Annotated in this window: 3 protein-coding genes; all 3 read left to right on the top strand. The window is 75.4% G+C overall.

Going from position 1 to position 19,464, the window contains the following annotated elements:
- Positions 1-25 precede the first annotated feature (25 nt).
- Genes FHR33_RS05410 through FHR33_RS05400 form a run of 3 tightly spaced genes read left to right on the top strand, consistent with a single transcriptional unit; the run spans position 26 to position 19,462 of the window.
- Positions 26-5,329: a type I polyketide synthase gene (locus tag FHR33_RS05410; RefSeq protein ID WP_183644350.1), complete on the top strand. Its 5,304-nt coding sequence runs from the start codon at positions 26-28 to the stop codon at positions 5,327-5,329.
- Between the two features lie 4 nt (positions 5,330-5,333).
- Complete coding sequence (locus FHR33_RS05405) at positions 5,334-10,103, top strand: type I polyketide synthase (protein WP_183644347.1); 4,770 nt, start codon at positions 5,334-5,336, stop codon at positions 10,101-10,103.
- Positions 10,104-10,111: 8 nt separating this feature from the next.
- Positions 10,112-19,462 carry a type I polyketide synthase gene (locus tag FHR33_RS05400; protein WP_183644344.1) on the top strand — a complete coding sequence of 3,117 codons (9,351 nt, stop codon included), beginning with the start codon at positions 10,112-10,114 and terminating at the stop codon, positions 19,460-19,462.
- The last annotated feature ends 2 nt before the right edge of the window (positions 19,463-19,464 follow it).

Genomic DNA, 19,464 nt, shown 5'->3' with positions numbered 1-19,464 from the left:
GACCGCGACAGGAAAGGCCCGACCGATGGGAACCGAGGACAAGCTCCGCGCCTACCTCAAGCGTGCGACCGTCGAACTGGCGGAGACCCGCCAGCGCCTCGCCGAGGAGGAGGGCCGCAGGCACGAACCGGTGGCGATCGTCGGGATGGCCTGCCGTTTCCCCGGTGGGGTGACGGGTCCTGAGGAGCTGTGGGACCTGGTGGCGTCGGGCGGGGACGCGATCAGTGGGTTCCCGGCCGATCGCGGGTGGGATCTGGAGGGGTTGTTCGATCCTGATCCGGAGGCGTCGGGCAAGTCGTATGTGCGGCACGGCGGGTTCGTGCATGACGCGGGGGAGTTCGACGCGGGGTTCTTCGGGATGAGCCCGCGTAGCGCGCTGGCGACCGATCCGCAGCATCGGCTGTTCCTGGAGTCGTGCTGGGAGGCGCTGGAGCGGGCCGGGATCGATCCGGGGTCGTTACGCGGCAGCCGTACCGGCGTCTACGCCGGATGCATGTACGAGCACTACTCCACCCGCTTCCTGGAACTCGCCCCCGGCTCCGTCGAGGGGACCCTGTTCACCTCCAGCGCCTCCAGCGTGCTGTCCGGGCGCGTCTCCTACACCCTCGGCCTCGAAGGGCCGTCCATCACGATCGACACCGCCTGCTCCTCCTCGCTGGTCGCCATGCACCTGGCCGTGCAGGCGCTCCGGCGCGGAGAGTGCTCGCTCGCCCTGTCCGGAGGCGTGTCCGTCATGGCCTCGCCGGTTCCGTTCGTGGAGTTCTCCCGGCAGCGGGCGCTGTCGGCCGACGGGCGGTGCAAGTCGTTCTCGGCTTCGGCTGACGGTGCGGCGTGGGCTGAGGGGGTGGGGGTGCTGGTGCTGGAGCGGTTGTCGCAGGCGGTCCGTCATGGGCGGCGGGTGCTGGCGGTGATCCGGGGGTCGGCGGTGAACCAGGACGGGGCGAGCAACGGGTTGACGGCGCCGAGTGGTCCTGCGCAGGAGCGGGTGATTCAGCAGGCGTTGGCGGACGCGTTGCTGGACACGCGGGATGTGGACGCGGTGGAGGCGCATGGGACGGGGACGCGGTTGGGTGATCCGATCGAGGCGGGGGCGTTGCTGGCGACGTATGGGCGGGGCCGGGCGGAGGGTCGGCCGGTGTGGGTGGGGTCGGTGAAGTCGAACATCGGTCACACGCAGGCGGCGGCGGGGGTGGCGGGGGTGATCAAGATGGTGCAGGCGATGCGGCATGGGGTGTTGCCGCCGACGTTGCACGTCACCGAGCCGACCCCGCACGTCGACTGGGACTCCGGAGGCGTCCGCGTGGCCACCCGCGCGGTGGACTTCCCCACCGACCGGCCGGCCCGCGCCGGCATCTCCAGCTTCGGCGTCAGCGGCACCAACGCCCACGTCGTCCTGGAAGGCGTCCCCGCGACCGCCCCGGAGGAGCGGCCCGCCGCGGCAGGCGAGCCGCTCGTCTGGATCGTGTCGGCCAAGACCGAGACCGCCCTGCGCGCCCAGGCCGGCAGGCTGCGCCGGTACGCCGCCGGCGTCCCCGACGACGACCTGCGCGCCGCCGGCCGCGCCCTGGCCACGAGAGCCGGATTCGCGCACCGCGCCGTCGTGGTGGCCGAGGACCGCGCCGAACTGCTCGCCGCGCTCGCCGCCGTCGCCGAAGGAACCCCCCACGCCGCCGCCGTCATAGGGGAGGCGCTCCCCGCCGCCAGGCCCGTGTTCGTCTTCCCCGGCCAGGGCTCCCAGTGGGCGGGCATGGCTGTCGACCTCATGGGCACCAGCGAGGTCTTCCGCACCCGGCTGCTGGGCTGCGACGAGGCGCTGCGCCCGCACACCGGCTGGTCGGTCGTCGACGTGCTGCACGGCAGGGACGGCGCCCCGGCCCTGGAGGGCACCGACGTCATCCAGCCCGTCCTGTTCGCCGTCATGGTCTCCCTCGCCGAGCTCTGGCGCTCCCACGGCGTCCACCCCACGGCCGTCATCGGCCACTCCCAGGGCGAGATCGCCGCCGCGTGCGTGGCAGGAGCGCTCACCCTGGAGGACGCCGCCAAGGTCGTCGCCCTGCGCTCCAGGGCGCTGATCCGGCTCAGCGGCACCGGCGGCATGCTCGCCGTGGCCCTGCCCGCGGCCGAGACCCAGGCGCGGCTCGGACCCTGGGAGGGCCGCCTCTGGGTGGCCGTCCACAGCGGCCCCGCCTCCTGCGTCGTCGCCGGCGAGGCCGGCGCGCTGGAGGAGTTCACCGCCGCCTGCGGAGAGAGCGTCCGCGTGCGCCGCATCGCCGTCGACTACGCCTCCCACACCCCGCTCGTCGAGCCCATCGCCGACGAGCTCGCCGCCGCCCTCGACGGGGTGCGGCCGCAGGACACCGGCATCGCCTTCTGCTCCTCCCTCGCCGGGCAGTTCGTCGAGCCGGCCCGGCTGACCGCCGGCTACTGGTACGACAACCTGCGCAACCCGGTGCTCTTCGACGAGGCGATCAGAGCGTGCGCAGGACCGGGCACCCCGCTGTTCGTCGAGGTCAGCCCGCACCCCGTGCTGGGCGCCGACGCCGACGACAGCTGCCACGCCGCGGGCATCACCGCCGGGGTCTGCGCGTCACTGCGCCGCGGCGCGGGCGACTGGCCGCGCTTCCTCACCGCGCTCGCCCACGCCTGGGTGCTCGGCGCGGGCGTCGACTGGCTCACCGCGCTCGGCCCTGCCCCGCATCCGATGGCCGATCCGCCCACCTACGCCTTCGAGCGGCGCCGCTACTGGCTCGGGGACCACGAGGCTCCCGGCCGCCCCACCGGCGCGGGCGTCGAAGGCTCCCGGCACCCGCTGCTCTCCGCCGTCGTCCCCGTGGCCGGCGACGCCTACGTCCTGTCCGGCCAGCTGTCGGCCAGGAGCGCGCCCTGGCTCGGAGACCACGCCGTGGAGGGCGGCGTCCTGCTGCCCGGTGCCGCCTTCGCCGAGCTCGCCCTCGAGGGCGGCGCCCACGCCGGCTGCGGACGCCTGGACGAACTCGTCATCGAGACGCCGCTGCTGCTTGCCGAGAACGGCTCCGTCACCATCCAGGTCACCGTGGACCCGCCCGACGACGAGCAGCGCCGCGCCGTCGCCATCCACTCCCGCACCCCCGACGGCTGGCGAAGGCACGCCTCCGGCGCCCTCACCGCCGGCGCCCCCGCCGGCGCGCCGTACCCGTGGGCGTCGGTGTGGCCGCCGTCCGGTGCCGAGCCGGTGGAGGTGGAGGGCGGTTACGAGCGGCTGGCCGAGCGGGGTTACGAGTACGGGCCCGCCTTCCAGGGGTTGCGCGCGGTGTGGCGGCGGGGGGAGGAGCTGTTCGCCGAGGTGGCGTTGCCCGAGGAGGTGGACTCTGCCGGATACGGCATCCACCCCGCCCTGCTCGACGCGGCCCTCCACCCCCTCGTCCTGACCGGCGGCGATGAGGAGCTGCGGCTGCCGTTCGCGTTCGGCGGCGTGCTGCTGCACGCCTCCGGAGCCCCCGAGCTGCGCGTACGGCTGACCACCACCGGCGAGGACACCCTGGTCGAGGCGGCCGACCCCGCCGGCGCGCCGGTCCTGTCGATCGACGCGCTCCGCGTGCGGGCCGCCGCCCCCCGCCAGGCCGCCCTCGCCGGCACGGCGGCGCACGGCGTGGACTGGGTCGAAGCGCCCGCCGCCGCGGCCGGAGCGGCCGAGCCCGTGGTGATCTCGTGCGTGAGCGACCAGCCCGACATGCCCGCCCGCGTCCGCGAGCTGACCGGCCGGGTCCTGGACGCCATCGCCGCACAGCCCGACGACCTCACCCCCGGCGACGCCACCGTCGTCTTCGCCACCCGGGCGGGCGACCCCGCGGGCGCGGCCGTGTGGGGGCTGGTGCGCTCGGCGCAGTCGGAGCAGCCTGGCAGGTTCGTCCTGGCCGAGGTCGAGGACGGCCACGCCGACTGGTCTCTCGTCACGGCGACCGGCGAACCCCAGGTCAGGGTCGTGCACGGCAAGCCCCTCGTCCCGCGTCTGACCCGGCGTGAGGTCGCCGCCGAGCCGTTGCCCGAGGTGGCGGGGACGGTGCTGGTGACCGGTGGCACGGGTGGTCTGGGCGCGTTGGTGGCGCGGCGGTTGGTGTCGCGTCACGGGGTGCGGGATCTGTTGCTGGTCTCGCGTCGCGGGCCGGGCGCGCCGGGTGCGGCCGAGCTGGTGGCGGAGCTGGAGGGGCTGGGCGCGCGGGTGGCGGTGGCCGCCTGTGACGTCTCCGATCGTGAGGCGCTGGCCGCTCTACTGGAGCGGGTGGCGCTGGCGGGGGTGGTGCACACCGCGGGGGTGCTGGACGACGCGCTGGTGGAGGGGTTGAGCGCGGAACGGATGGACACGGTGCTGGCGCCGAAGGCGGATGCGGCCTGGTATCTGCACGAGCTGACGGCGGAGCGGCCGTTGTCGTTGTTCGTGTTGTTCTCCTCGCTGGCCGGGGTGCTGGGCAATGCGGGGCAGGGCAACTACGCGGCGGCGAACGCGTTCTTGGACGCGTTGGCGGCGCATCGCAGGCGGTTGGGGCTGGCGGGTGTGTCGGTGGCGTGGGGGTTGTGGGACACCGAGTCGGGGATGACCGGTGGCCTGTCGCAGGCGGATGTGGCCAGGCTGGCGCGGGCGGGTGTCGCGCCGCTGAGTGTGGAGCAGGGGTTGGAGCTGTTCGACGCGGCGGTGTCGAGTGCTGATCCGTTGGTGGTGGCGGCGCGGTGGGACATGGCGGGGCTGCGGGCCAGAGCCGAGGCGGGCGAGCTGCCGGTCATGCTCCGCGGGCTCGTCCGCGCACCCCGACGCACCGCCGGAACCGGCGCAGGAGCCGGACCTGGCGCGCTCGCAGGACGCCTGGCCACGCTGCCCCGCCAGGACGCGCTCCGCCTCCTCGTCGACACCGTCCGCGCCCAGGTCGCCGCCGTCCTCGCCCACGGCAGCCCCGACAGCGTCCAACTCGACCGCCCCTTCAACCAGCTCGGCTTCGACTCTCTCACCGCCGTCGAGCTGCGCAACCGGCTCAACGCCGACACCGGCCTGCGCCTGCCGCCCACGCTCGTCTTCGACCACCCCACCGTCACCGCGCTGGCCGCCTACCTGGCCGAAGTCCTCGCCCCCGCGCCGCCCTCAGCCGAGGACACGCTGCGCAGGGCGCTGGAGCAGATCGACGACCTGCTCCTCAACGCCAACGGGGAGGGAGACGTCGTCCGCGCCCGGCTCGTGCCGATCCTGCAGGGCGCGCTCACCAAGCTCGGAGCCGCCCCCGCGGACGCCGGCGGCGTGATGGACAAGATCGACACCGCCTCCGACGAGGAGATCTTCGCCCTCATCGACAACGAACTGTGACGACATGACCGCGACAGGAAAGGCTCCACCGATGGGGACCGAGGACAAGCTCCGCGCCTACCTCAAACGCGTGACCGTCGAACTGGCCCAGACCCGCCGCCTCCTCGCCGAGGTGGAGGAGCGACGCGACGAGCCCATCGCCGTCATCGGCATGGCCTGCCGTTACCCCGGCGGCGCGGACACCGCCGAGGGCTTCTGGGACCTGCTCAGGGACGGCCGGCACGCGGTCCGCGAAGTGCCCTCCACCCGGTGGGACATCGACGAGTACTACGACCCCGACCCGCGGGTCCCCGGCGGCATCTACACCCGCTACGGCACCTTCCTCGACGACATCGCCGGCTGGGACGCCGAGTTCTTCGGCCTGTCACCCCGCGAGGCCCTGCGCATGGATCCCCAGCAGCGCATGCTCCTGGAGCTCGCATGGGAGGGCCTGGAGAACGCCGGCCTGTCACCGTCACGGCTCAGAGGCAGCCGCACCGGCGTCATGGTCGGCTTCATGGACACCCTCCAGTACGGCAGGCTCCAGATCGAGTGGCAGGGCCGCGACGCCCTGTCCGACCCCTACCTCGGCCAGGGCGCCATCCCCAGCGTCGCGGCCGGGCGCATCGCCTACCAACTCGACCTGATCGGCCCCACCCTCACGGTCGACACCGCCTGCTCCTCCTCGCTCATCGCCGTCCACCTGGCCGCCGAGAGCCTGCGCAGAGGAGAGTGCGACCTCGCGCTGGCGGCCGGGGCGTCCCTGTCGCTGCACCCCACGCTCTACATCCAGGCGTGCGCCGGGCTCATGATGTGCCCCGACGGCAGGTGCAAGACCTTCGACGAGAACGCCGACGGCTACGTCATGGGCGAGGGCGGCGGCCTCGTCGTGCTCGAACCGCTGTCCAAGGCCCTGGCCAACGGCCGCCGCATCCGCGCCGTGCTGCGCGGCTCGGCCGTCAACCAGGACGGCCGCAGCAACGGGCTCACCGCCCCCAGCCGCAGGGCCCAGGCCGACGTGATCACCCGCGCGCTCGCCGCCGCGCACGTCACGCCCGACGAGATCGACTACGTCGAGGCGCACGGCTCAGGCACCCACCTCGGCGACGCCATCGAGCTGTCCGCGCTGCACGACGTCTTCGGCGGACGCCCCGCGAGCCGCCCCCTCCTGGTCGGCGCCGTCAAGACCAACATCGGCCACACCCAGGCCGCCGCCGGGGTCGCCGGCCTGATCAAGACGGTGCTCATCCTGGAGAACGAGCTGATCCCGCCCAGCCTCAACCTCAGCACCCCTGCCGCCGCCATCCCCGGCGACGGCACCGTGCAGCCCGTCACCGGAGCGCTTCCCTTGCCCCGCCAGGACACCCCGAGGCTCGCCGGCGTCAGCTCCTTCGGGCTGTCGGGCACCAACGCGCACCTCGTCCTGCAGGCGCCCCCGTCCCCCGCGAGCCCCGACCGTCCGGCGGGGGAGGTTCCGGCCGCGCCGTACGTGCTGCCGCTGTCGGCGGGCAGCGAGGCGGCGCTGCGGGAGCAGGCCGACCGCCTGGCCGGCTGGCTCGAAGAGCGGCCGGGTTCCGGCCTGGCCGACGTCGCCCACACGCTCCAGACCGGCCGCGCCGAACTGGACCACCGTCGCGCCCTCGTCTGCGCCGACACCGGCGAGGCCCTGCGGCAGCTGCGCTCCGCCGCCGCCGGCGGTCACCGCGTCAAGCGCCGCCCCCGCATCGCCTTCCTGCTCCCCGGCGTCGGCGACCAGTACGCCGGCCTCGGCAGGGAGCTGTACGCCGCCGAACCCGTCTACGCCGAGACCGTCGACCGGTGCGTCGAGCTCGTGCGTCGACGCTCAGGCGTGGACCTTCACCCCCTGTTCTTCCCCGAAGGCGACACCCCCGCCGGCCGCCCCGCCGACCTGGCCGCCCTCCTCGGCCGGGCGCGCGAGGAGTCCGGCGACTCCCACGACCCGCTCGACCAGGCCGCGATCGCCCACCCCTTCCTGTTCACCGTCGAGTACGCGCTCGCCAGGCTCCTCGGCCACTGGGGCGTCACGCCCGACCTGCTCGTCGGCTACAGCCTCGGCGAGTACGTCGCCGCGTGCCTGGCCGGCGTGTTCACCCTCGAAGACGCCCTGCACGTGGTCGTCGAGCGGGCCCACCTGATCAGCGCCGTGCCCGCGGGACGCATGGTCGCGGTCGCCGCCCCCGAGGACCGGATCCGCGCCGCCCTCGCGGGAAGCGGCGCCGAAGTGGACGTCGCCGCCCGCAACGGGCCCGCGATGACCGTGCTCAGCGGCCTGCCCGCCGAGATCGACGCCGTGACCGCCGCGCTCACGGCGGACGGCCTCGCCTGCCGTCCCCTGCGCTCGGCGCACGCCTTCCACTCCACGCTGCTGCAGCCTGCCAGGGAGAAGCTCGCCGCCGTGCTGGAGGGCGTGACCCGGCGTCCTCCCGCCATCGCCATCGTGTCCAACCTCACCGGGCGGCAGCTCACCGCCGACCAGGCCACCAGCACCTCCTACTGGGCCGACCAGCTCGTCGGCACCGTCCGCTTCGCCGACGGCGTCCGGCACTGCCTGGAGCAGGAGGTGTCCGCGTTCGTCGAACTCGGCCCCGGCCAGACACTCGGCGGGCTGGTCCGCCAGAACCTGACCGGCGGCACCGGCGGCGCCGCCGCCGTCCTCGGCACGCTCACCCCGCGCTGGAACGCGGCGGAGAGCGGGCAGCCCCATGGCGACCTCGTCGCCACCTGCGCCACGCTGTGGGAACTCGGCGTGGACGTCACCTGGGACCTCGCCAGGCCGGGCCGCGGCCGGGTCCTCGACCTGCCCACCTACCCCTTCCAGCGCGTCCGCTTCTGGCCCGAGCCGACCCAGCCCCTCCCCGGGACCGCCGGGACAGGGACGGCCGAACCCGCCGATCACACCTTCGCCCCCACCTGGCGGCGCGACCCCGCCGCCCGCGCCACCTCACCGGCCGGCCGCCCGCTGCCCGGCCCGCTCGTCGTCTTCGCCGACCCCGAGGGGACAGGGACGGCCCTCGCCGACCTGGCCGCCGGGTCCGGCACCCACGTCGTCGAGGTGGTGCCAGGCACCGGGCCGCGCCGCGAAGGACGCCGCCTCACCATCGACCCCGCCGACCCCGCGCAGTACGCCGAGGCGTTCGCCGGGCTGGGCGACGGGCCCGTGCACGTGGCCCATCTGTGGAGCCTGGCCGTCCCCGGCGCGAAGGGAGCGGCCCCGCCCGGCGACGACGACCTGCGCGCCGCCGTGGAGCACGGCTTCCACAGCCTCATGCTCGCCGTGCAGGCCCTGGGGGAGCGGCCCGCCCGGTTGCTCACCGTGACACGGGGCGCGGCGGACATCCTCGGCGGCGACGCCACCGCGCCCCACCAGGCGCTGGCCCACGGGCTGGGCCGCGCGGCGCGGCACGAGTACCCCGGCCTCACCTGGTCAGGCGCCGACCTCGACCCCGGCGCCCCGCTCGACGGCGCCGCCCCGCAGCTCCTCACCGAGCTGCTCACCGAGCCCGGCGCGGGCGACGCCCCCGACTCGCCCGACCCGCTCACCGGCTGGCGGCGCGGCCGGCGCTGGGTACGCGGCTGGACCCCCGTCCCCCGCCACGCCGAGCCGGACCTGCCCCCCTGGCGCCCCGACGGCACCTACCTCATCACCGGCGGCACCCGCGGCCTCGGCATGGCTCTGGCCCGGCACCTCGTCCGCGCGGGCGTCCGCCGCCTCGCCCTCCTCGCCAGGACCCCTCTGCCCGAGGGCGACGAAGAGGTCGCGCGGCTGGAGGCCGCGGGCGCCGAGGTGCTGCTGCTGACCGCCGACGCGGGGGTCCCCGAGCAGCTGCGCGCCGCCCTCAGACGAGCGCGGAAGCACTTCGGCGCGCTGCACGGCGTGATCCACGCCGCAGGACTGCCCGCCGGCGGGCTGCTGGTGCGGCGCACCCCCGCCGAGGCCGCCCAGGTGCTCGCCCCCAAGGTGTACGCCATGGGCCCGCTCGCCGAGCTGGTCGGCCCGGACACCCCCGAGAACGAGCGGCTCGAACTGCTCGTCCTCTACTCCTCCGCCGTCACCGCCTTCGGCGGCATCGGCGAGGGCGACTACTGCGCCGCCAACACCGTGCTCGACGCCTACGGCCAGGCCCTGGCCGGCGCCGCGCCCTCCACCCGGGTCGTCTCCGTCGCCTGGGGGCCCTGGCAGCACGACGTCTGGCAGTCGGAACGGCTCGGGACCACCGGCGGCCTCGCCGACAGGGTCGCCGCCTACCGCGCCCGCTACGGCTTCGCCGACGACGCCGGATGCGCCCTCCTGGACCGCATCCTCGCCGGTGGCCACGGCTCGGTCATGGCCGTCAGGCAGCCGCTGCGCGAGGTGCTCGACGCCTGGACGAACATGCTCGACCTGGACGGCCTCCTCCAGGCGGCCACGGCCGCGCCGCAGGGCGAGCGCTTCCCCCGGCCCCGCCTGCGCACCGACTTCGCCGCACCGAGGACCGAGGCCGAGGCCAGGATGGCCGACCTGTGGGGCGCCTACCTCGGCATCGACCAGGTCGGCGTGCACGACCCGTTCTTCGACCTCGGCGGCAACTCCCTGACCGGCATGGCCATGGTGCTCGCCATCGAGAAGGACCTCGGCCGTCCCATCGCGCCCGCGGTGTTGTTCGAGCACCCCACCGTCGCCGCCTTCGCGGCCGCCCTGGACGGCGGCGGCGACCCCGGCGCGCAGGAGGCGCTCTCCACCAGTTCCGCACGGGGGCAGCGGCGGCGCCGGGCCCGTTCAGGCAATCGCAAATGAGGCCGGACATGAGGACGGTAGACGTGATCGACGACATCGACGGCCCTGGCACCGACATCGCGATCGTCGGCATGTCCGGCCGCTTCCCCGGGGCGTCAGGCGTCGCCGAGCTCTGGTCGGCCATCCGCGCGGGTGCCTCAGGGATCACCCGTTTCACCGACGAGGAACTGCGGGCCGCGGGCGTCCCCGCCGAACTCGTGGACGACCCCGCGTACGTGAAGGCCGCGCCGGTCATCGACGGCGTCGAGGAGTTCGACGCGGCCTTCTTCGGCTTCAGCCCCAAGGAGGCCCAGATCCTCGACCCGCAGCACCGGCTGTTCCTGGAGCACAGCTGGGCGGCGCTGGAGGACGCGGGCTGCGACCCCAAGCGCTTCGACGGCGCCATCGGCGTGTTCGGCGGTTGCGCCCACAGCTCCTACATGCAGAACAACCTGCTGCCCAGCGGCATCACCGCCGTCATGGGCGACCTCGCCGTCGGCCTGGCCAACGACAAGGACTCGCTCACCACCCGGGTGGCGCACACGATCGGCCTGTCGGGCCCCAGCTACGGCGTGCAGAGCTACTGCTCCACCTCGCTCGTCGCCGTGTGCGCCGGCGCCTCGAGCCTGGCGGGCTACGAGTGCGACCTGGCCCTGGCCGGCGGCGTCGCGGTCAACGTGCCGCAGCGGGTCGGCTACCTGTACCAGCAGGGCGGCATCGCGCCGCCGGACGGCAGGTGCCGCGCCTTCGACGCGCGCGGCCTCGGCAGCCCGCTCGGCAGCGGCGTCGGCGTCGTCGCCCTGCGGCGGCTGGAGGACGCGCTCGCCGACGGCGACCAGATCTACGCGGTCATCCGCGGCTGGGCGGTCAACAACGACGGCGGGCGCAAGGTCGGCTTCACCGCGCCAGGCGTGCAGGGGCAGGCCGCCGTCATGGCCGAGGCGCTGGCCAGCGCCGACCTCTCGCCCGCCGACATCGACTACATCGAGGCGCACGGCACGGGCACCGCGCTCGGCGACGCCGCCGAGCTGGCCGCGCTCCAGCAGGTCTACGGCGGTCAGTCGCTGCTGATCGGCTCCGTCAAACCCAACGTCGGCCACCTGGACCGGGCCGCGGGCGTGACCAACCTGATCAAGGCCGCGCTCGCCCTGCGCCACGACGAGATCCCGCCCACGCTCAACCTGTCGGAGCCGAACCCGCAGCTCGGCACCGGTGAGGCCAGGCTCGACGTGGTCACCAGGCTGCGAAGCTGGCCGCGCGAGGCCGGCCGCATCCGCAGGGCAGGGGTGAGCGCGTTCGGCATCGGCGGCACCAACGCCCACGTGGTGCTGGAGGAGGCGCCGCTGGTGCCCAGGACCGAGGAGAGACCGCGCCCGGAACCGCTGATCTGGTCGGCGCGCACGGCCGCGGCCGCCGACGAGATGGCCGCCCGGCTCGCCGGCCACCTCGCGGGCGACGGGCGCGAGCACCGGCTGGCCGATGTGGCCCACACGCTGCAGGCCGGGCGGCAGCAGTTCGGACACCGCAGGCTGCTGGTCGCCTCCTCCACCGCCGAGGCCGCCGTGGGGCTGGCGGGCGCGACCGTGCTCGGCCGCGCCGAGAGCCGCACCGACCGGCCCGTCGCCTTCCTCATCGCGGGCACCGGCGAGCAGTACCCCGGCATGGCCGCCGACCTGTACGTCAGCGAGCCGGTCTACCGCGAGGTGCTCGACGACTGCCGCGCGCAGCTGCGCAGGCTCATGGGCGGCGCCGACCCGCTCGCCGAGATGCTCGCCCCCAGGACGCCCCCGGCGGACGGCACGCTCGGCGCGCTGTTCGGCCGCGCGCCCGAGCCCGCCGCCGCGACCCCGACCGGCGTGCTGCAGCCCGCCCTGTTCGCGGTCGAGTACGCGCTCGCCAGGCTCGTCCAGTCCTGGGGGATCCAGCCGGCGATGCTGGCCGGATACAGCCTCGGCGAGTACGTGGCCGCCTGCCTGGCCGGCGTGCTCTCCCTGGAATCGGCGCTCGCCCTCGTCACCCACCGCGCCCGCCTCATCGACGAGCTGCCCGCGGGGGCCATGGCCGCGGTGCCGCTGGCCGCCGCGGACGTGCTGGAGCGCATCGAACGCGCCGGCATCACCGGTGTCGGCGTCGGCGCGATCAGCGGGCCCGAGCTCACCGTGCTGTCCGGCGAGCCGCAGGGCATCGCCGCCGTCAGGGCGCTCCTGGAGGCCGAGGCGGTGCCGTGCCGGCCGCTGGCCACCACGCACGCCTTCCACTCCGCCATGATGGAGCCGCTCCGCGAAAGGCTCACCTCGTGGATCGCCGCCAACGTGCCGCTGCACGCGCCGCGCGTGCCGTACGTGTCCAACGTCACGGGCGAGCCGGCCGTCGCCGAGCAGGTCACCGACCCGGCCTACTGGGCCGAGCACATGTGCGCGCCCGTCCGCTTCCACGACGTGCTGCGCACCCTCCTGCGGCAGGAGGGCGAGCCCGCGCTCCTGGAGATCGGGCCCGGCCAGTCGCTGGGCGCGATGGCGCGCGGCCACGCCGACTGCCCGCCGGAGCGCTGGCCGCTCATCGTGGCGTCCATGCCCGGCGCGAGCGACCCCCGCCCCGCCCAGGCCGTGCTCGCCGAGGCGGCGGGGCGGCTCTGGCTGGCGGGCGTCCCCATCGACTGGACCGGCTACCGCCAGGACCGCCCCGTCGCCAAGGTCGGCCTGCCCACGTATCCCTTCCAGCGCGAGCGCTTCTGGGTGAACCCCCCAGGAGGCGGCGCAGCCGCCCTCCCCGGCGGCGCGCTCGCCCGCGACACCGCTCCCTCCGTCGGCGAGCCCATCCCCTCGAACGGGCGGGCGGGGGAGGACGCGTCCGCCAGGGGCGGGGCCGGAGACGGCGCTTCGCGGGCCGCTCACGTGACGCTGATGGCCCCCCGGTGGACACCCGGCGCGCCCGCGGACGCCGGACGGCAGATCGCGCGCTGCGTCATCCTGCCCGACGACGCGGGGGCCGGTGAGGCGCTGGCCCGGGCGTTGCGCGCCGCGGGCACCGAGGTCATCACCGTCACCGGCGGGAACGCCTTCACCGAGACACCGGGCGGCTTCACCATCGACCCCGCCTCACCCGCCGACCACGCCGCCCTGGCAGAGCGCCTCACCACCTCCGCGGGCGTCACCGTGGTCGACCTGCGCCTGCTCGACCGTCCGGAAGACGGTGACGGCAGGGACACGCTGCCTCCCGTGGCGCGGCTGCTCGCCGCCTGGGGCGAGGCGGGCGCCGACTCCGCCCGCGTCCTCCTCGTCACGCGGGGCGGCCAGGCCGTCTCCGCCGGCGAGCGCCCCGATCCCGGGCAGGCCGCCGCCGCCACGCTCCCCATGGTCGCCAACCAGGAGTACCTGAACCTCGACTGCGCCACCGTCGACGTGGCACCCGGCGCGGACGCCGCCGAGGTGGCAGGCGCGCTCGCCGCGGAGGTGCGCCACCCGTCCGGTGACGTCTTCGTCGCCTACCGCGAAGGATCCCGCCTGATCCGCGCCTACACCCCCGCCGAGCCCGCGTCCGGGCCAGGCGGGGCGCCGGTCCGGGCTGGCGGGACGTATCTCGTCACCGGCGGGCTCGGGGACGTCGGCCTGCTGCTGGCCGGGCACCTGGCCAGGAAGGGCGCAGGCCGCCTGATCCTGCTGAGCAGGGGCGGCGTGCCCGACGACGAGGGGCATCCGCGCCGCGTGGCCGTGGACGCGCTGCGCGAGCTGGGCGTCGAGGTCAGCACGCCCAGGGTGGACGTCACGGACGCCGCAGCCGTACGCGCGCTGCTCGCAGGGGAGAGCCGCCTGGACGGCGTCGTGCACGCCGCCGCCGTGACCACTCCCGACACCTTCAGCCCGCTGCGCGACCTCGAAGGGGATGGCGTCGCCAGGCACTTCGACGCCAAGGTCACCGGCGCCCTGACGCTGGAGCGGGCCCTCGCCGAGACGGACCTCGCGCCCGACTTCTGCGTGCTGTTCTCCTCCACCTCCGCGTTGCTCGGCGGCATCACCTTCGGCAGCTACGCCGCCGCCAACGCGGCGCTGACCGCGCTCGCCCACCGCCACCACGAAGGGCCCGCCCCGTGGACGGCCGCGAGCTGGGACACCTGGTCGGTGACGCTCGACCGCATCGAGGGCGGGTTCGGCGCGGCCATGGCCGCCCACTCCATGACCGCCGACGAGGCGCTGGCCGCCTTCGACCGGCTGCGGGCCGCAGGCCGCCCCCACGTCGTCGTGGCCGCGGGCGGCCTGGACGACCGCCTCCCCAGGGCGATGCTCGCGCTGCCGGGCGGGCAGGCCGCAGCGGGGTCCGCAGCGGGAGGCGCCGACCGGTTTCCGCGGCCCGAGCTGCCCCAGCCCTACGCGGCGCCGACCTCGCAGTCCGAGCGCGACCTCGCCGGGCTCTGGTCGGAGGTGCTCGGCGTCGAGCCGGTCGGCACCCGTGACAACTTCTTCGACCTGGGCGGCAACTCCCTGGTGGCGCTGCAGATGCTGGCGCTGGTGAAGAAGCGCCACGGCATCGCGGTGCCGACCGTGACCCTGTTCGAGGCGCCCACCGTGCAGACGCTGGCCGCCGCCCTCGACGAGCGGCGCGGCGAAAGCGCCCCCCAGCCCGTCAGGCAGCCCGTCCGGCAGCCCGTCAGGGCGGCGCCCGTCCATGTCACCGAGCGCGCCGACGACGACCGGCGGATCGCGATCGTCGGCATGGCCGGCCGTTTTCCCGGCGCCCCCGACGTGTCCGCGTTCTGGCGGAACCTCCGGGACGGCGTCGAGTCGATCACGTTCTTCTCCGAGGAGGAGCTGATCGCCGCCGGGGCGGACCCCGCGCAGGTGCGCGACCCCGCCTACGTGCCCGCCAGGCCGGTGCTCGACGACGTCGGCGGCTTCGACGCCACGTTCTTCGGCATGAGCCCGCGCATGGCCGCGATCACCGACCCGCAGCAGCGGGCCTTCCTGGAGGTCTGCTGGGAGGCCCTGGAGCAGGCCGGCTACGCGGCACCCGAGCACCGGGGCCGGGTCGGCGTGTTCGGCGGCGCCAACATCAGCACCTACCTGCTCAGGATGACCGACCACCTGCTCGGCGGGGGCCAGAAGGGCTTCACCGACTTCGAAGTGATCATGGGCAATGACAAGGACGCCCTGCCCACCACCGTCTCCTACCTGCTCGACCTGCACGGGCCCAGCGTCGCGGTGCAGACGTTCTGCTCCACCTCGCTGGTCGCCGCGCACCTGGCGGTGCAGAGCCTGCGCAACGGGGAGTGCGAGCTCGCCCTGGCCGGCGGCGTCTCCATCCGCGTGCCTGACCGCGTGGGCCACCTGTACGGGCCGGGCGGGCAGGAGTCGCCCGACGGGCACGTGCGCACCTTCGACGCCCGGGCCAAGGGCAGCATGTTCGGCGACGGCGCCGCCGCCGTCCTGCTCAAGCGCCTGCCCGACGCGCTGCGCGACGGCGACCACATCTGGGGGGTGATCCGCGGCTCGGCCATGAACAACGACGGCGCCATGAAGGTCGGCTACACCGCGCCGAGCGTCGTCGGCCAGTCCCGGGTGATCGCCGACGCGATGGCCGACGCCGGCGTCACCGGCGAGGACATCAGCTACGTCGAGGCGCACGGCACCGCCACCGAGCTGGGCGACCCGATCGAGGTGGCGGCGCTCACCCGCGCCTTCGGGCCCACCCGCGACAACCGGTACTGCGCGATCGGCTCGGTCAAGACCAACGTCGGCCACCTCGACCGCGCGGCGGGGGCGAGCGGCCTGATCAAGACCGCGTTCGCGCTGCGCGAGGGCGTGATCCCGGCCAGCCTGCACTACACCAGCCCCAACCCGGAGATCGACTTCGAGTCCGGCCCCTTCTACGTCAACACCGAGCTGTCGCCGTGGCGGACCCGCGACGGCCGTCCGCGCATCGCGGGACTCAACTCGCTCGGCATGGGCGGCACCAACGTGCACATGGTGATCGAGGAGCCGCCCGCCCGCCCCGACGCGCCGCCACCCGTCCGCCGCCACCAGGTGCTGCCGATCTCGGCCCGCGGCGCCGCCGCCGCGGACGAGGCGTGCCGCCGCCTCGGCCGCCACCTGGCCGCCGAGCCGGACACGCGGCTCGCGGACGTGGCCTACACCCTGCAGGCCGGACGGAAGACGTTCGAGCACCGGCGCGCGCTGGTTGCCGCCGACACCGGCGCAGCCGCCGCCGCGCTGGACGGCGGCACCGGCCTGCTCAGCCGGGTGGACACCGTCCAGGGCCGCAAGGTCGCCTTCCTGCTCGCCGGGGTCGGCGAGCAGTACCCCGGGCTCGCCGCCGACCTGCACCGGCACGAACCGGCCTTCCGCCAGGCGCTCGATGAATGCCTGCACCTGCTGGAGGAGGTCGTGGACCTCGAGGACGTCGCCGCCCTGCTGACCAGAGCCCGCGCCGCCGGCCCCGGCCTGGCCGCCCTGCTGGGCCGCGACGGCACCCGCGACGAGCGGGCCGCGGCCCTGGCGCGGACCGAGGTCGCGCAGCCCGCGATGTTCGCCGTGGAGTACGCGCTGGCACGCACCCTCATGGCGTGGGGCGCGCGGCCGGAGATCATGCTCGGGTACAGCCTCGGCGAGTACGTCGCGGCCTGCCTGGCGGGCGTGCTCTCCCTCGAGGACGCCGTCGCCCTGGTCGCCTACCGGGCGCGGCTCATCGCGGGCCTGCCCGCAGGGTCGATGCTCGCCGTCTCGATGCCCGCCGCCGCGCTGAGCCGCCGCTTCCGGCTGGAGGAGCGCGGCCTCGACGTCGCCGCGGTCAACGGCCCCCAGATCACCGTCGTCGCCGGTCCCGCCGAGCCCGTCGCCGCCCTGGCCGCCGAGCTGCGCGCCGCCGAGATCCCCTGCCGGCCCCTGGAGACCACCCACGCCTTCCACTCCCGCATGCTGGAGCCCGCGGCCCACGACCTCACCCAGTGGATCAAGGCCAACGTCACGCTCAACCCGCCCGCCATGCCGTACATCTCCAACGTCACCGGCGGCGTCGCGGACGCCGAGCTGGTGTGCGACCCCGGCTACTGGGCCCGGCACATGTGCGCGACCGTGCGGTTCGCCGACGGCGCCGACCGGCTGCTGACCGACCCCGAGCTGGCCGTCGTGGAGATCGGGCCGGGCCAGTCGCTCGGCGCGCTGGTGCGCGGCGCCGGCTGCCCGCCGGAGCGGTGGCCGCTGATCACGCACACGATGCCCGCCGCGAGCGACGCCACCCCCGGGGACGAGGCGCTGGCCGGCTGCCTGGCGCGGCTCTGGCTGTCCGGCGTCACCCTCGACTGGGACGCCTACCACGGCAGGGCCCCGGACGCCGCCGCCGGCGGGCTGCCCGGCCGCATCCCGCTGCCCACCTACCCCTTCCAGCGACAGCGCCACTGGATCGACCCGCCCGCCCGCCGCGCGCAGGCCGCAGCCGAGCCCGAGGACCTGTTCGAGGCCGTCGCCGGCCTGCCCAAGCTGCCCGAGGACGAGTGGCTCTACCTGCCCGTGTGGCGGCAGACCGCGGCCCCCGCGCCCGCCGCGGGGCAGCCCGGCTCCTGGCTGGTCCTCACCCGCGACGGCCTCGCCGACGAGGCCGCGCGGCGGCTGAGCGCCACCGGTGCCGCCGTCACCCTGGTACGGCCGGGCGACGCCTACACCGTCACCCCCCACGGCCACACCATCAGGCCGGGCAGCGTCGCCGACGCGCTCGCCCTGCTGCGCGACCTGCGCGCCGCCGGCCGCCCCCTGGAGCGGGTCGTCCACCTGTGGACGCTGGAGCCTGGGCCGCACGACCTCACCGTCGCCCGCGGCCTGCACACGCTCGTCGCGCTCGCCCGCGCCGCCGGCGAGTCGGGCATCGGCGGCTGGTCGCTCGACGTGGCCGTCTCCGGCACCCAGCAGGTGCTGGGCGAGGAGGTGACCGACCCCTCCGGTGCCACACTGACCGGCCCCTGCCTGGTGATCCCGCTGGAGTACCCGGGTGTGACCACCCGCCTCATCGACCTGCCGGGCGAGCCGGCCGCCGCGGACCTGGACGCGCTGGCCGCCGAGCTGGCCCGTCCGCATGGCGACCGCACGGTGGCGCTGCGCCGCGGCCGGCGCTGGCTGCCCGGCTACGACCCGATGCCCGTCCCCGCCACCCCGGAGCCGCTGCGGGACGGCGGCGTGTATCTGATCACCGGCGGGCTCGGCGGCATCGCCCTCGGCCTGGCCGAGCATCTGGCGCGCGAGCGCCGTGCCCGGCTCGTGCTGCTGGCCAGGAACGGCCTGCCGCCCCGCGCGGAGTGGGCCGCCATCCTGGACGGCCGGCAGGCGGCCACGGAGACGACCAGGCGGCGCGTGGCCCAGGTCGCAGGACTGATCGAGCTGGGCGCCGAGGTCGAGATCGTCACCGGCGACACGGCACGGGCCGCGGACGTGCGCCGCGCCGTGGAGGCGGCCCTGGACCGCTTCGGCGCGCTGCACGGCGTCCTGCACGCCGCCGGGGTGCCCGCCATGGGGCTCATGCAGTTCAAGCGTGCCGAGGAGCTCGACGAGGTGCTCGCCCCCAAGGTCGGCGGCACGCTCGCGATCGCCGAGGCGCTGCGCCTCGGCCGCCCCGACGAGATCGAGCTCGACTTCCTCGCCCTGTTCTCCTCGATCACCTCCGCCACCGGCGGCGGCCCAGGCCAGGTCGACTACTGCGCCGCCAACGCCTACCTCGACGCCTACGCCTGCCGGCTCGCGGCCACCGGCCGCCGCGTGGTCGCCGTCGGCTGGGGCGAGTGGACCTGGAACGCCTGGGAGGCCGGGCTCGAGGGGTACGAGGAGGCGCTGCGCGACTTCTTCCGCGACAACCGGGCTCGCATCGGCATCGGGTTCGACGACGGCTGGCGCTCTCTGCTGCGCGCCCTGGCCACCGGAGAGCCGCGCGTCGTCGTCTCCACCCAGGACTTCCCCACCCTGGTGGCCGGCAGCGCCCGGTTCACGCTGGAGGCGGTGACCTCGCCGGGGCTGGGAGGCGGCGGCGGCGAGCGGCACCCCCGTCCCGAACTGCTCACCCCCTACCAGGAACCGGCCGGCCCCACCGAGGAGGCCATCGCCGCGATCTGGGGGGAGTCGCTGCGCCTTGAGCGCGTCGGCGTGCTCGACAACTTCTTCGAACTCGGCGGCAACTCCCTGCTCGGCGTCACGATCGTGGCCGCGGTGCGCCGCGCGTTCGAGCTGGACGAGCTGCCGCCGCACATCCTCTACGAGGCCCCGACCGTGGCCGCGCTCGCCCGCACCGCCGAGGCGCTCGCCTCCGGCGCGACGCCCGCGGCCGCCGACCCAGGCGGCAGCCAGGTACGCGCCCAGCTGCGCAGATCCGGGCTCGAAGCCTCCGCCGCCCGCAGACGCGGCCGGTGACA

Source organism: Nonomuraea dietziae (assembly GCF_014195505.1).
GTDB classification, from domain to species: Bacteria; Actinomycetota; Actinomycetes; order Streptosporangiales; family Streptosporangiaceae; genus Nonomuraea; species Nonomuraea roseola.
The sequence above is the reverse complement of the archived record's forward strand: the minus strand, read 5'-3'. Positions and strand labels throughout refer to the sequence as shown.